Raw genomic sequence first — 14,508 nt, forward strand, 5'->3', positions numbered from 1 at the left:
CGCGGACATCAGGCGTCAACATTCTGCAGGCCCCTCACGATGTCGTTGACGAGCGTGCGAACGGTGCCCCAGCGGTAGGCCAACTGGCCGAATCCGGACCCTTCCCACCCGTCCAGCATCTTGTCGTTGTTGAAGCGGGATTGCCGGCCCTTACGTTGCTCACGCACACGCACGAGTTGACGGAGATCGGCGTCGTCCATGACCGATCGCCCCGAGCGTGCAGCGGCTTGAGCCCCGTCAACCCATTCGCGAACGAAGGTCTGTGTTCGCAAAGTGATGTTCGGTTTCTTTGACGTAACGAATCGGAGCAGATCGTCGACGCCTGAGTACGTGAGGGTTTCCTCCGTCCGCAGGAACTCCTCTTCCCATTCGTCGAGCATCATGCGGAATCTCGCCGCCAGATCGGTGTCGTCCGACTCCTCACGCTTGACGTCGTTCCAGCGCTGCCCGATGAGCACGTTGTACAGGAGTGCGCTGCCGTGCATGAAGTTGGAGAACCAATATGCACGCCCGAGGTCGTCGTCGTCACTCCACTCCAGGTCGACTTCCGGGCTCCAGGGGAACGCACACGGCGGGATTTCCTCGCTGCGCGTGAGCAACTTCCCCATGACTCGGTTGCCGTTCGCCTTCAGCATGCGGTCGCGCAGCCATTCGGCCTCGTCACGCGTGAGGGCAAAGCCTCCCGGCACCTCATCCGGAAAGCCATCAGGCATGTGCTGAGTCGCCCAGGCGTCCCACTCCGGAGGGAGGCCATCGAGGTGTTCCGTGGATTGTTCGTCCTCGTGCACTGAACCCAGCGATCCGATGGGCGCGTCTTGACGGATGTCATAGGTGATCATGCCGTTCCAGTACATGGTGGACGGAAGTGTCTTGATCGCTGCGCCTACTCGAGAACCGATCAGCCCGGCGGAGTCCTCCAGGCCCGCGTTCTTCATCGCACTGATCAGGCGGCGTTCGTTTGCTTCACCTTGTGCCACCAGTGCCTTGCCCGTCTTACCCTTCCGAGAGGCGGCCTCGTAACACCAGGGGATGAAGAGGTAGTAGCGAGCCCGTGTCTGGAGCACAGAGGTGCCGGCGAACAGTTCGTTGCTCAGCACGTCCCTGATCTGGCCAAGCCCGAGCTCGTCCACGCTGTCCTTCTGGCTGAACAACTCGACGATCTCGCGAGCGGTCCGCTGTTCGTCCTCCGACGTGTCGAGCCATGCAACGTGAGAAGCCACGCCGCCCCCTCTGTGTTGTCCGTCACAACGTGCGCACCCGACGCTACAGATCCTGGCTCGCGTTGGCAGCCGAGAGCGCAAATTGGCCGTTGCCGTACGTGATGGCAGGGGCCCTGTCACGATGACCCCACGGCCGTCAACGGGGCCGTCACGAAACACCGAGAATCGAGCACGTATGCACCATGACCAGTTCTGGCGTCTGGACTCCACTAGGAGTGAGCGGGCCCGTGAGATCGCTCTCGAAATTGTGTCGTCCGAACAGTGCCCGATCGATCTCGCGCAGTATTACCAAACCGAGGGGCCGTAGGCAGGTGCGACGTTTGTCGACTTGGCGCCTGTAGATCCGTTCACGGTGACGGCGAGCGACTTGCTTGCCGCGACGACTCTGTCCGTCTCGGTGGCACCCGTGGCGATCCGACGATTTGTGGAGCGCGCAGACGAGTTGAGTGCACAGCTACGTGAGATCCCCGAAACCCTCACGCTAGAAGCTGTCGATTCCCCTCACGAGGCCGCAGCGATGGCGGCGTTCTACGCGTCCGTGAAGGCGTGCTTATACAAGGCCGGCGCTCAAACTGGTAACGCCTGGGTCACCGCTTCCAAGATTTGCGCGCGCAAACGCCCACAGCTCTTCCCGGTGCGCGATCGGGTCGTCATGACGCTGCTCGGCCTCAAGGGGAACTACGCCGATGATTGGCCCGTTTTCGCAGCCCTGATCGGCGACGCGGAGATTCGAGGTCACCTCGACGCCGCAGTCCAGCGCGCTGCACAGCAGAAGTGCGTAGGTCTCGGTGACCCCGGCCTCCGGCTTCGCCACCTCGATGTGGCGCTGTGGATGTCTGGCAGATAAAGCACCGACACAAAGCCTCGGCTTTGATGGGGCCCTCCGCCACCCCTATTCTCCGGCCCACCCACACGCTAGGCTCAACGCTGTCATTCGCGGAGACGACGGGCTTTCGCCTTAGAACACGCCCCCACCGCACGGTTTCGTGCTGCCTGGGGGCTCTTGGTGTACCTCGTCCGTTCATCCGTCGACGGTCTTTCCTCGATGGAGGCCGAACTGGTGGATCTGCTGAGCGAGCAGATGGCGATCCAGACGAACCGACGCGTCGGCGCCGGCGAGCAGCGGTCGTGGTCGCGTAGCATTCCGGCGCTCGTTCGAGACCTGCGCGATGCGAACCTCGGTGGCGTTGAGATGCTCTTGGAGTACCAGCTGCCGCTCTCGAGCAAACGAGCGGATGTCGTCCTGGCCGGTGTTCACCCGAAGACCGGGGTGCCGTCGTACGTCATCGTCGAGCTCAAGCAATGGAGCGAGGCGGAACCCTTTGAGGACGCCGACAACCTCGTCTCTATCTCCGCATACGGCAAGCGCGGCATCCTGCACCCCGGTGTCCAGGTCGCTGGCTACTGCGAGTACCTCGCCGACTTCACCGCGTCGCTCGCCAATAACCCACATTCGCTGAGCGGAGCCGCGTACCTCCACAACGCAACGGACAAGGGGGTCACCACGCTGTTCAACCGGCCCGTTGACGACCTCTCACGGGTGTTCACCGGCCAGCGACGCGCCGAGTTCATCGCCTTCCTCCAGAGCAAGCTCAGCACGGAGGCCCGAGGAGCCGCTGCAGCAGACGCGTTGATCGGGAGCAAGATCGAACCGAGCCGACAGCTTCTCGAGGTGGCCGCTACCGAGGTACAGGAGCGAGAGCAGTTCGTGCTCTTGGACGAGCAGCGCACAGCCTACGAGCTGGTCCTCCACGCGGTTGAGCGAGCACGGCGCGCGAACGCCAAGACTGCCGTCGTCGTGACCGGAGGGCCCGGCAGCGGCAAGTCCGTCATCGCCCTGTCACTCATGGGCGAACTCTCGCGGCAGGGCCGAAGCGTCATGCACGCCACCGGTTCTCGCAGCTTCACCCAGACGCTGCGGCGCGTCGCGGGGTACCGCAAGCCCCAGGTCCAGAAGATGTTCGCGTACTTCAACCAGTTCATGACGGCTGTGCCGAACGACCTCGACTGCTTGATCCTTGACGAGGCCCACCGCATGCGCGAGACGAGTGTCGATCGCTACACGCGCAAGGAGGTTCGAGTGAACGCCCGCCCCCAGGTTGTCGAGTTGCTCAACGCCGCCCGCGTTCCGGTGTTCCTCCTCGACGAGTATCAGGTGGTGCGTCCCGGCGAGATGGGCACCGTCGAAGACATCGAAGCGCACGCTCGCGCAGAAGGCATCGTGGTCGAACGTGTCGACCTCGCGGAGCAGTTCCGGTGTGGCGGTTCCGAGCTCTACGTCGACTGGGTGCTTCGCCTCCTCGGCATGCGTGAAGGCGGGCCGATTCCCTGGACCGGCGACGACAACTTTCAGGTGTCGGTGGTCGACTCCCCCGGCGAGATCGAGTCAGCACTCGAGCGCGATCTCTCCGAGGGATACAACGCTCGTATGGCTGCCGGCTACTGCTGGCCCTGGAGCGATCCGCAGCGCGACGGCACACTCGTCGAGGATGTGCAGATCGACGGCTGGTCACGCCCCTGGAACCTCAAGGGCGAACGCTCAGTTGGCGGGGCTCCCCCGTCCGCTCTGTGGGCCTCTGACCCCGCCGGATTCGGACAGGTGGGGTGCGTCTACACGGCTCAAGGATTCGAGTACGACGCGGCGGGCGTCATCATCGGGCCCGACCTCGTGTGGCGCGACGACCGCTGGGTGAGCGTTCGTGAAGCGAATCGAGACCCCGACTTCAAGTCGGTCAAGAAGGTGGATGCCGCTCAGTTCGACAGGCTCATCCGCAACGTCTACAAGGTGCTCCTTACACGCGGCATGCGGAAGGTGACCATCTACTCCACTGATCCTCAGACCCGAGCTTTCCTGCATTCCCTCGTCAGGGTCTGACGCACGATCCGCTCCACCAACACCAATACACAGCAACGGAACGACAGGCTTCCGCGCCGGACATGCCTCCCCCGTGACAATCACGGAAGAGGCCTGCCGTGGCCGGCTGGATCATCACCATCAGCAAGGACACCCCTGAGCATTGGCAATTCGCTCAAGAGTCGGGGTTCTGGGACTTCACGAGGAAGCCCGCCATCGAGCCGGGCGACTACCTCTACTTCTGGCAGTCCGCTATACCGAAAATCGAGCCAGGGCACTTCGTCGGAGTGGCTCAAGCGATCTCGGGGACGTATGACCGCGGTGACAGAGAGATGCCGTGGGTGATCGATGACGAGCGTCGCGATCGCTACACCTCACGCGTCGATCTCACAACGGTGGCATCGCGCGTCGAATCAGAACTGACGGCCCAGGCCCTGGCGGACTCTGGCTTCGTCCCTCAGAGTCCCACAGGGGCTCCGGTCATGAATAGCGGGCCGTTTCACGTTACTGACTTGGCCGATCAACTCGAAGCACGAGTCCTCGGAGACGACTTTCCCCACACCGACTTCGTCATGGCGGATAACGACGTCCACCTTGACTACGGCGGCGATCAAGAACCGATCGACATGTCCGACGCCCGGAAGCGGGTCGAGCGCACCGTGGTCGCCCGGCAAGGACAGCCAAGATTCCGGAACGAGTTGCTCCGGACCTACGGGAACCGATGTGCGGTGACCCGCTGCAGCACCGCCGTCCTGCTCGATGCTGCGCATCTCCTGCCGTACCGGGGGCCTCAAACCAACCGAACAGACAACGGCATCCTCCTGAGGACAGACCTTCACACCCTCTTCGACAGCCACCTGATGACTTTCATGTATAGAAACGAGGACCAGCTCGTGGCCCTGTTCTCACCTGGCGTTGATGCGTCCTATCGGTCCTGGCATGGCTCTCGTGTGCACCTCCCCCCGGACAACTCGTGTCGCCCTCACCCGGATGCCCTCGAACAGCACCGTCAAGCCTGCCCCTGGCTCCAAAACGGGTGGAAGATCTGACGCTTGAGCTGCACCGAGGCAAAGAAGTGCCCCGACTCCCATTGGAGTCAGGGCACTTCATCAAACGGCACAGCCGGGCGGCCCCTCAGCGTCGTCACATGGGGCCGTTGTAGTACGCCTTACAGCTAACGGGCTTGCCTGAGGTCACGAGGTAAGTGTTAGCCATCGTCTTCCCCTTTGGCGGCACCAGCTCAGGGAACTCCGAGCCGCCGCCGTTGATCTTGCCGGCGCCGTCCTTACACACGACGGCAATGCGCGGCGTCATCAGCGGCTTGTCAGTCTGGTTCGAGATCTCGAACTTTGCGTTGGTTTCGCCATAGGCGTCCGAGACCACCGAGACCGCCCCAAGCGTGACCTCGTCTGTGCTGGAAGGCGTCATGTCGTTGGAGCTACTAACAGTCGCCTCCAACTTCGCCACCTTCTTGTCTGCGGGAACATCGATCTGCGTTCCGAGCACAAGAGCCTGACCCGTCTTGTAGGTCTGCTCCGTCTGACTTCCAGACTTCACAAGCTGTCCGGATGCGTCGTACAGGTTGAAGTTCACGACGACGAACGACCCAGGCTTCAGCTTGCCGACATTCACGACTGCGGTGCTCCAGACATACTCATCCTGCTGCCCGAAGCCGCTTTCGGCGATCTTCAGAGCCGTCGTGCCGCCCTCAACCTTGGACGAGTCTGAGCTCGACGAGTTCGCAGCATCAGCTGTGGCCTGATCCGTCTGCTGATCGCTACCACCACAGGCGGCGAGCACGAAGAGGGACGACGCCGCGAGTGTCGCGGTCATGAGCTTGAGTCGAGGCACGGAAACTCCTGTGAAGTAGTTAAACGCGCACAGACTAACCACCCTTACGGGTCACCGGCTGAGGATTCGTTCCGGTTGGAAAGCAAACTGTGACCTTGGCCCGCGCTCCCCGAGAGTCGGCCCCTCGGTGTCGCGCCACCGATGTGTGTTGTCTCGATGTCCTAATCATTAGGACATCGAGACATCGAGCCACCACGTCCGTCACGCCGCGTGTCGCGACACCGCCTCGTCAGCCCATACGAGAGGATGACAGGTGCACTGTGCCCTCCCCTGGGCGTCCGCGACGTGAAGGATGATCGGTGGCCCGTTCGAAGAAGCCCGAGGTTCTCGACGACGACTTCGTCGAGAACATCATCGACATCGATGTCGAAGACGAGATGCGCTCGGCGTTCCTCGAGTACTCGTACTCGGTCATCTACTCGCGCGCCCTGCCGGACGCACGCGACGGCCTCAAGCCGGTTCAACGTCGCATCCTCTTCTCGATGGACGAGCTCGGCCTCATGCCGACGAAGAACCACGTCAAGTCCTCCCGCGTCGTCGGCGAGGTCATGGGTAAGTACCACCCGCACGGCGACTCGGCCATCTACGACACCCTCGTGCGCATGGCGCAGGACTTCACGATGCGTCTGCCGCTCGTCGACGGTCACGGCAACTTCGGCTCTCTCGACCAGGGCCCGGCTGCGTCGCGATACACCGAAGCGCGCCTCGCGCCGGCAGCTCTCACGCTGACCGAGAGCCTCGACGAGAACACCGTCGACTTCGTCCCCAACTACGACGACTCGCTGCAGCAGCCCTCCGTCCTGCCCGCGGCCTTCCCCAACCTCCTCGTCAACGGCGCGAGCGGAATCGCCGTCGGCATGGCCACCAACATGCCGCCGCACAACCTCGGCGAGGTCGTCCAAGCGGCTGTTCACCTCATCAAGAACCCCGAATGCAGCCTCGACGACCTCATGCGCTTCGTGCCGGGCCCCGACCTGCCCATGGGCGGCCGCATCGTCGGTCTCGAGGGCGTGCGCGACGCGTACCTTTCCGGCCGCGGCTCGTTCCGCACCCGCGCCACCTGCAGCATCGAGAACGTCACCCCCCGCAAGAAGGGCATCGTCGTCACGGAACTGCCCTACATGGTCGGCCCTGAAAAGGTCATCGACCGCATGCGCGACCTCGTGAGCAGCAAGAAACTGCAGGGCATCTCGGACGTCAAGGACCTCTCGGACCGCCACCACGGCCTGCGCCTCGTGATCGAACTCAAGAACGGCTTCAACCCCGACGCCGTGCTCGAACAGCTCTACAAGCTCACGCCGATGGAGGAATCCTTCGGCATCAACAACGTCGCCCTGGTCGACGGCCAGCCGCGCACCCTCGGCCTCAAGGACCTCCTGCGCGTCTACACCGACTTCCGCGTCGACGTCGTGCGCCGCCGCACCGCCTACCGCCTCGGCAAGAAGGAAGACCGCCTCCACCTCGTCGACGGTCTGCTCATCGCGATCCTCGACATCGACGAGGTCATCCAGATCATCCGCTCGTCCGACGACTCGGGCATCGCGCGCGAACGCCTCATGAAGGTGTTCGACCTCTCCGAGGCGCAGGCCACCTACATCCTCGACCTGCAGCTGCGCCGCCTGACGAAGTTCTCCCGCCTCGAGCTGGAGAAGGAAGCCGAAGAGCTGCGCAAGGAGATCGAGAAGCTGCGCGCGATCCTCGCCGACGTCAAGCTCCTGCACAAGGTCGTCTGCGACGAACTGCTCGCCATCGCCAAGGAGCACGGCACGCCGCGCCGCACCGTGCTGCTCGAGGCCTCCGGCGAAACGAAGACCGCCAAGAGCGCCACCCCGCTCGAGATCGCCGACGACCCGTGCTGGGTGCTCCTCTCCTCCACCGGCCTCGTCGCGCGCACGACGAACGCCGACCCGCTCGGCACCGACGGCAGCCGCCGCAAGCACGACGCCATCGTCGCCGCCGCGCGCACGAGCGCACGAGGTGAGTTCGGCGTCGTCACCTCGACCGGGCGCCTCTTCCGCGTCTCCGCGCTCGAGCTGCCGCACCTCGTCGACACCCACGAAGCACCCGTGCTCGACGGCGGCGCACCGCTCGCCGCGTTTGTCGACCTCGCCCCCGGCGAGAAGGTGCTCACCGTGACCTCGCTGCGCACCGACTCCCCCGGCCTCGCGCTCGGCACGGCCGCCGGCGTCGTCAAGCGCGTCAACCCGGACTACGCGAACAAGCCGATCATGGAAGTGATCACGCTCAAGGGTGACGACGTCGTCGTCGGCGCCGTCGAACTCCAGACCGGCACCGAGGAACTCGTCTTCGTCACCAACGAAGCGCAGCTGCTGCACTTCAACGCCGACGGCGTGCGCCCCCAGGGCCGCACCGGCGGCGGCGTCGCCGGCATCAAGCTCGGCAAGGGCGCCCACGTCATCCACTTCGGCGGCGTCTCGCGCGACGGCGTCGTCGTCACCGGCGCCGGCCACCCGAGTTCGCCCGACGGCGAGATCACCTCGCTCAAGGTCGCGCCGTTCGCCGAGTTCCCGGCCAAGGGCCGCGCGACGGCCGGCGTGCGCGCGCACCGCTTCCTGCGTGGTGAGAACCACCTGACGTTCGCGTGGGTCGGTTCCGCGCCGGCGCGTGCCGCCGACGCGACGGGCAAGGCGATCACCCTGCCACCGGCGGACGGCAAGCGCGACGGCTCGGGCGACACCGCTCCCGGCCAGATCGCGGCCATCGGCACCACGGCGCCCTACACCGACGTTCCGGCCGACGCGTCGGCGAGCGAGGTGGCGGAGCAGACGCCTGTCAGCGCCGCTGAGGAGAGCGCCGAGGGCACGCTGAGCCTGTTCGACGGCGACGACGCCTGACCCGTTCGGCCCGCTCTGTGAGTGTCGGCCCGGTCTGCGACCGGCGCGGCTCACAGGGCGGGCCAGCGGTCACATCCTGATTCGTGGTGCCGGACGGGGGTGCGCGTCCCCTACGCAGGTCGGTGCCACCTTCTCACTCGTCATGAGAAGGCTGTCTGTCCTCCTCTCACACCACGCGTAAGGGCCTATGCGCTTCCCGACTAGGCTTAAAGCGTGACTTCATCGCTGTGCTCTGCCGACTGGGACGACTCTGCCCTACCCGCCTGGGGCAGCGCGAAAGATGCCCGCGTCGTCGTCGTCGTGGAAGTCGGCGGATCGTGGGGGCGTGACGCTGTCGCCGACGCCGGGCTCAAGTCTCCGAAGGGCGCCACTCTGTACGTGGTGCGCTCCCCCGGTCGTCATGCCGAGACACCGTCACTGCAGCGCGTCATCGTGAGCGGTGGGTTCGACAACGAGCCGTGGCTTGTCACCGGAAAACTGAATGCCCCAGGGGTTTCCACGTTCCTTTCGGGCAATGTTGTCGACGAATCGTGGTGGTCCGAGTTCGGCTTCGAGCGTTCCGACGAACCCGCGCTCCTCGTATGCACCAACGGTGTTCGAGACACGTGCTGCGCGGTTCGCGGACGACCCGTCGCCCAGTCGGCCTACGCCGCTGAGCCGACCCGCACGTGGGAGGTGTCGCACATCGGCGGCCACCGCTTCGCGCCGACGGCGATCCACCTGCCGAGTGGGCAGACGTTCGGCCGCCTCACGGGTGACGACGCTGCCGCCCTGGCGCACGTTGCGACGACGGACGCGGTTCCCGCGGAACTCTTCTCACGCGGCAAGCACCGCGGACGGGTGGACCTCTCCCCCGCCCAGCGCGTCGCCGAGACCTGGTGGCGCGAGCAACATCCCGAGCTTCCGCTGACGCCGCCCGTCGCCCTCGGAGCCGCGACGAAGACCGACGGCGGCGAGAGCGTCGAGCTGCCCGACGGCACGACGCTGCTCGTCACCACGCACAAGGGCCCGGAGCTGCGCGACTCGTGCATCAAGAACCCCAAGCCGTCGCAGTACTACGAAGCCGGCCCCGAAACGCAGTGACGGGCCGGGCGCCCTTCGCGCCCGACCCGTCATCCGCTCACACGAGCGCAGCCATCACTTGCGTACGGTGCTGCTCGTCGAGCTCCAGATCGTCGTTCCACCCGCGTAGCTCACGCGGTAGTCGCGCGCTGCCTTCGAGGTGTAGGAGTACGTCAGGGCCCCCTTCGTCGCGGTCGCCTTCTTGAGCGTCTTCCACGTCGTCGTGCCCACCGGGCGGTACTGCAAGGTCGCGGTGGTCTGCCACGGAATGCGCTTCTGAACGGTCGTTGCGTATCGCGTGCCGGTCGACGTGAGCGTCACGCGGGAGCCGCTGCGCACCGCCTTGAGCGACGTCCACGAACCCAAGCGGACGGTGGTCGTCGGCGTGTTGGGGGTGAACTCGTTCCAGTTGTTCTGCTCCGTTGCCCACGCCTCACGCCAGGAGACGACACCCAGGGTGTGCCAGTCGTAAATGTCCCAGTAGTCCGACGTCACCGAATCGAAGAGGACACCATCCTCGGCTCCCTGCGACGTGTATCCGGTCCACGTCGCGAAGACGGACGATGCGTACGAGGTGCACGTTCCGGAGAGCGTGGTCTTGACCGCCTGGTACGGGCCGACAATGCGCACCTGCGCAGGAACGACAAGGCGGCAGGTGCCGCTTGTCGCGGCCTGGGCACTGGGGCTGAAAGCCACCGTCGCAAGGGTGGCGAGGGCCGCGGTGCCGGCCAGGGTGGACATGCGTCGCATGATGGGTTGTCCTTTGGGGAGCAATGAATAGTCGGTTCGACATGAACCAACCTTCGAAGATTACGGCACGCCACGGTGCCCGCCGACACAATTCGGCCGAACTCGCACGTCGTCCGCACCGGGTTGGTGGACCGGTGCCCCCACGTCACTCTGCTTTGGTAGCTCCGTGCAGTTCCGCAGGTGCGTTCTCGGGTGGCTGATCTGCACGCCCCGGCGGATGCTCGTCGTCCCCTTCGCCCTCCACCTCGCGGCGAGCGTCGCGCTCCGCCGCGCGGCGCGTCTCGTCGCTGATCTCGTAGCGACGCTTGTAGAGGTCGAGCAGCGCCATCGCCGTCGCGGCCATCGGCACACCGAGAATGCCGCCGGCGAGGCCGAACATCTGCGCGCCTAGCAGCGCCGACGCGAACGACACCGCCGGGTGGACGTCGACCGCCTTCGCGCTGATGTTCGGCTCGATCGTGATGTTCTCGATCTGCTGGTAGATGATCGCGAAGACGAGGATGACGAGGCCGTTGACCGGCTTGTCGCTCGTGAGGCCGACGAGCACGGGCAGCACGATCGAGATGTACGTGCCGATGTTCGGGATGAACTGCGCAATGAGGCCGGTCCACAGCCCGAGCGCCAGCCAGTACGGCATCCCGATGATCATCATGAACGTGCCGTGCACCGTCGCCGAGATCGTCGCGAGAATGCACCGCGCCGCGACGTAGCCGCCGACCTTCGTGACGAAGACCTCCCACACCGTCAGCACCACACGCTGCTGCGACGGGCGGAACAGGCCAGCGATCCACGTGCGCAGGCGCGGCATGCCCGCCGAGATGTAGCAGGTGAAGAACACGAGAACGAAGGTGTTGAACGCCGTCGAGACGATGCTCGTCACGAGCCCGAGCACGCCCCCCGCGAGCTGCGATCCGTACGACGCGACCCGCTCCGGCGTCAGGGAGACCTTCGACAGCATCGTGTTGATGTCGTAGTCGGTGCCGAACCGCTCGTTCGCGTAGCGCACGAGATCGGTGACGACGCCCGGCGCCGCCGTCACGAGCGCCTGGATCTCGGACACGAGCAGGCTGCCGAACGCGGCGAAGAAGCCGGCGATCGCTAGGCCGAGCGTGAGAACGACGAAGCCCGTCGCCAGCGCACGCGGCATGTGCTTGGCCAGCCGACGGACGGCCGGCTCCATCGCGACGGCGAGGAAGAACGCCATGAGGATGGTGAAGATAGCCGAGCCGGCGGAGTTCGAGATGAACCCGAGCGCCGCGACGACAGCCAAGGCACCGAGCACCACCCAGGTGGCCCGCCACACCGACCGCGGGTCGAGGGCGATGGTGAGGCGGGGTGAGCCCTTGTCAGGACGCCCGTCGGAGCCGTTCGTTGGCATGGTCGTTGCCCTCCCCCTCGTCACGTTGACGCGACGAGTGTTTCACGCCACCGCGGCTAGGCTGACGCCATGGCCGAGCTTCACATTGCACAGGACGAGCACGCCGACGAGATCATTTCCGAGCACCCGTTCGGGCTGCTCGTCGGGATGCTCCTCGACCAGCAGATCGCCATGGAGGTTGCCTTCGCCGGCCCCGGCAAGATCTACGACCGCTTCGGCACGCTGGACCCAACCGAAATCGCCGCGATCGACCCCGACGAGTTCATCGCGCAGTGCACGACTCCCCCGGCTATCCACCGCTACGGCAAGTCGATGGCCGAGCGTGTGCAGAAGCTCGCCGCGGCCGTCAGCGACGAGTACGACGGCGACACGACGAAGATCTGGGCCACCGACGACGCGAACGAACTGCTGGGGCGCCTCAAGAACCTGCCCGGCTACGGCGACCAGAAGGCACGCATCTTCGCGTCCCTCCTCGGCAAACAGCTGGGCGTCCAGCCCGACGGCTGGCGCGAAGCCATCGGCCCCTACGCCGAAGAGGGCTCCTTCCGCTCCGTCGCCGACGTCGTCGACCCCGACTCGCTGCTCAAGGTCCGCGAGACCAAGCGCGAGATCAAGGCTGCAAAGAAGGCCGCCGCGAAGAAGGACTGACCGCCCTACTGGCTACGTTGTGCGCTGCTGGCCGCGGCATGCCGCAGCCGAATCCGCAGAACGTTCCCGCCTGACGGGCCCGCCCATATTCATCGGACGAGGACAGCGCACACGTCACGCAGACGGCGTCCCCGACTTGCGCACACCGACGGCGAACTGCACCGTCGCGCCCTTCACCGGGGTCAGGGTCACCTTCAACCCGGGCGCGGCCGTCGTGAGGGTGTCCAGGGTTCCGGGGTCACCATCACACTCGTACGTGCGCGAGAACGTCTGCTCGATCGTGGCGCCCTCGATCGCCTCCGTGTACGACGCGGTCGCCACCAGCCCACCGCCGGTGCACGCAACCACCACTTCCATGGGTCCGCCTGCCACGTCGGGGAAGTCGAGGCTCTTCCCCTCCGACGCTGTGCCCTTCTCGATCGTGAGGAAGTCCCTCGGCTGGCCCAACACTTTCTCCCGCAGCCCCGACGCTCCGGCCGCCGGCTTCGCCTGAGCGTCGTCGCCGAGCACGACCGGCTTGGGCGTCGTGTACTCCGGGTGGTCCTGATCGCGCGCCCACTCGTCCATCGAGCAGCCCGAAAGCAGCGCGGCCAGGAGCGCGGTCGTCACCGTTGCAGTAGCGCGAAGTGAGCGGAGGGTCGCCATGAGATCTCGTTCTTCCTGGCGGCAGGCCGCACGGTGTCCGGCGGGCAGCCGAATCACTTCAACGTAACGGCGTCACACGATTCGAGGAAGAGTTGCCGCCGGAGCAATTCGGTAACGAAACAGGCGTGGCGAATCCGTCAGCCGCGCAACCACACGGCCAACCCGGCGCATCCGCACGCCCAGAGCACGCTGACGAACGTGCCGATGATGAAGCGTTCCGCCACCGCCGACTTCTCACCGCTGCGCAACTCGGGGTAGCGCCCGAGGCCCTTCACTGCCAGGACGATGGCGATGGCCTCCGGCCAGTTCGCGACGAGACCCGCGAAGATCGCCAACCGTTCGAGCGCCCCGATCCATGCGCCGCCGCGCAGGATGCTCCCGGCTTGCTCGACGCCACCCGTCGCCTTGCCCGACACAGGTTTCGGTGTCTCGGCGTTCGGCTCGGAAGGCGCCGGTAGCTGTTCGTGATCGCGCCGGCCGTCGACGAAGCGGAAGACCAGCTGCGTGACGAATCCGCCCGCCACGACAGCGAGCACGCCGAAGAGCGCGACCACCAACACCGCCCGTTCGTTCATGACCTGAACGCTAACGCCCGGTACCGACAACCGGGCGAGCTCAGCCCAAAGCAGCCGTCAGCGCGCGCACCGCGAGCGCCTCCCCGGCGTCGGCTTCGACGACGGCCGCGGTGCTCACTCGCTGGCTGACGGCTGACGCCGTCACGCCGAGGCGAGCCGCGATCTCCTGACGCGACAAGCCCTCGGCGACGAGGTCGGCAACCTCCCACCCGGCTGCGGTGCGGCGCCGCCAGACGAAGGCCAGCAGGTCGAGGGCGGCGCGCGCATCGTCGGCAGCGGCGCTGGCCTCGGCTCCCCCGACACGCGTCACGACGGCGAGATCCTGCGTACCTCCTCGGGATTCGTTGACGGCGGCCCGGGCCGCGACGAACGCGGCCCCGTTCGCGGCGCGAACGTCGTCCGGCACCGGGGTGTCGACAGGCCCGATGCCGAGACCGACCCGCCACCCGCCCTCGCGGACGAAGAGGCGCACTGCGCTCACGGCATCGGCCGGGTCGGCGATGAGCGCCTGGACTTCGTCACCCGCCGTGCGCGCGAAGGCACGGGACCTACCGCCGAGCGTCAGGGATTCGAGGGCTCTGAGCATGGCCGGAACACGGTCGCCCCGAGAACTACTGCGGATCTGGTCTGCCGTGACGACGATCATCGCGCCACCGCTCGATTTAGTCAT

13 protein-coding genes are annotated in these 14,508 nt (G+C 65.8%); 6 read left to right on the forward strand and 7 right to left on the reverse strand.

Annotated features, from left to right (window positions below; translation table 11 throughout):
* Positions 1 to 8 precede the first annotated feature (8 nt).
* Complete coding sequence (locus IM689_RS08830; RefSeq protein WP_193643699.1) at positions 9 to 1,220, reverse strand: DUF6361 family protein; 1,212 nt, start codon at positions 1,218 to 1,220, stop codon at positions 9 to 11.
* A 328-nt stretch (positions 1,221 to 1,548) separates the two neighbouring features.
* On the opposite strand from IM689_RS08830, the gene IM689_RS08835 reads away from it, so the two are divergent.
* The 3 genes from IM689_RS08835 to IM689_RS15055 all read left to right on the forward strand — a co-directional run bounded on the left by IM689_RS08835 (position 1,549) and on the right by IM689_RS15055 (position 5,123).
* A complete protein-coding gene (locus IM689_RS08835; RefSeq protein WP_193643700.1) occupies positions 1,549 to 2,067 on the forward strand; it encodes a DUF6308 family protein in 519 nt (172 codons plus the stop codon).
* A gap of 213 nt (positions 2,068 to 2,280) precedes the next feature.
* Positions 2,281 to 4,095: a DUF2075 domain-containing protein gene (locus IM689_RS08840; RefSeq protein ID WP_319803845.1), complete on the forward strand. Its 1,815-nt coding sequence runs from the start codon at positions 2,281 to 2,283 to the stop codon at positions 4,093 to 4,095.
* Between the two features lie 98 nt (positions 4,096 to 4,193).
* Entirely contained in the window at positions 4,194 to 5,123 is a 930-nt protein-coding gene (locus IM689_RS15055; protein WP_319803846.1) for an HNH endonuclease signature motif containing protein, read from the forward strand.
* Positions 5,124 to 5,217: 94 nt separating this feature from the next.
* On the opposite strand, the gene IM689_RS08850 is transcribed toward IM689_RS15055, so the two are convergent.
* Positions 5,218 to 5,907: a hypothetical protein gene (locus IM689_RS08850; RefSeq protein ID WP_193643701.1), complete on the reverse strand. Its 690-nt coding sequence runs from the start codon at positions 5,905 to 5,907 to the stop codon at positions 5,218 to 5,220.
* A 317-nt stretch (positions 5,908 to 6,224) separates the two neighbouring features.
* Here IM689_RS08850 and IM689_RS08855 point away from each other — a divergent pair, with 317 nt between their 5' ends.
* Together IM689_RS08855 and IM689_RS08860 are read left to right on the forward strand one after the other, a co-directional pair.
* The gene (locus IM689_RS08855; protein WP_193643702.1) at positions 6,225 to 8,780 is read left to right on the forward strand and encodes a DNA gyrase/topoisomerase IV subunit A; all 2,556 of its coding nucleotides are present in this window, start codon (positions 6,225 to 6,227) and stop codon (positions 8,778 to 8,780) included.
* Positions 8,781 to 8,993: 213 nt separating this feature from the next.
* Positions 8,994 to 9,863 (forward strand): sucrase ferredoxin, encoded by an 870-nt coding sequence (locus tag IM689_RS08860; RefSeq protein ID WP_193643703.1) that lies wholly within the window; start codon positions 8,994 to 8,996, stop codon positions 9,861 to 9,863.
* A gap of 54 nt (positions 9,864 to 9,917) precedes the next feature.
* Here IM689_RS08860 and IM689_RS08865 read toward each other — a convergent pair whose 3' ends face one another.
* The gene (locus tag IM689_RS08865) at positions 9,918 to 10,583 is read right to left on the reverse strand and encodes a hypothetical protein (RefSeq protein WP_193643704.1); all 666 of its coding nucleotides are present in this window, start codon (positions 10,581 to 10,583) and stop codon (positions 9,918 to 9,920) included.
* Between the two features lie 154 nt (positions 10,584 to 10,737).
* Entirely contained in the window at positions 10,738 to 11,970 is a 1,233-nt protein-coding gene (locus IM689_RS08870) for an AI-2E family transporter (RefSeq protein WP_193643705.1), read from the reverse strand.
* 69 nt (positions 11,971 to 12,039) lie between these two features.
* Here IM689_RS08870 and IM689_RS08875 point away from each other — a divergent pair, with 69 nt between their 5' ends.
* The gene (locus tag IM689_RS08875; RefSeq protein WP_193643706.1) at positions 12,040 to 12,618 is read left to right on the forward strand and encodes an HhH-GPD-type base excision DNA repair protein; all 579 of its coding nucleotides are present in this window, start codon (positions 12,040 to 12,042) and stop codon (positions 12,616 to 12,618) included.
* Positions 12,619 to 12,732: 114 nt separating this feature from the next.
* Here IM689_RS08875 and IM689_RS08880 read toward each other — a convergent pair whose 3' ends face one another.
* From IM689_RS08880 to IM689_RS08890, 3 genes are all read right to left on the reverse strand, one after another.
* A complete protein-coding gene (locus tag IM689_RS08880) occupies positions 12,733 to 13,227 on the reverse strand; it encodes a hypothetical protein (protein ID WP_193643707.1) in 495 nt (164 codons plus the stop codon).
* 173 nt (positions 13,228 to 13,400) lie between these two features.
* On the reverse strand, positions 13,401 to 13,838 hold the full coding sequence (locus IM689_RS08885; protein ID WP_227484664.1) for a hypothetical protein: 438 nt from the start codon (positions 13,836 to 13,838) through the stop codon (positions 13,401 to 13,403).
* A gap of 40 nt (positions 13,839 to 13,878) precedes the next feature.
* On the reverse strand, positions 13,879 to 14,508 hold the full coding sequence (locus IM689_RS08890) for a helix-turn-helix domain-containing protein (protein WP_193643708.1): 630 nt from the start codon (positions 14,506 to 14,508) through the stop codon (positions 13,879 to 13,881).

Source organism: Dermacoccus barathri (genome assembly GCF_015070805.1).
Classification (GTDB): Bacteria; Actinomycetota; Actinomycetes; order Actinomycetales; family Dermatophilaceae; genus Dermacoccus; species Dermacoccus abyssi.

Coding starts and splice junctions, on each gene's coding strand:
- IM689_RS08890 (WP_193643708.1), bottom strand. CDS start 14,508: ATGACTAAATCGAGCGGTGGCGCGATGATCGTCGTCACGGCAGACCAG.
- IM689_RS08875 (WP_193643706.1), top strand. CDS start 12,040: ATGGCCGAGCTTCACATTGCACAGGACGAGCACGCCGACGAGATCATT.
- IM689_RS08865 (WP_193643704.1), bottom strand. CDS start 10,583: ATGTCCACCCTGGCCGGCACCGCGGCCCTCGCCACCCTTGCGACGGTG.
- IM689_RS08885 (WP_227484664.1), bottom strand. CDS start 13,838: ATGAACGAACGGGCGGTGTTGGTGGTCGCGCTCTTCGGCGTGCTCGCT.
- IM689_RS08870 (WP_193643705.1), bottom strand. CDS start 11,970: ATGCCAACGAACGGCTCCGACGGGCGTCCTGACAAGGGCTCACCCCGC.
- IM689_RS08850 (WP_193643701.1), bottom strand. CDS start 5,907: ATGACCGCGACACTCGCGGCGTCGTCCCTCTTCGTGCTCGCCGCCTGT.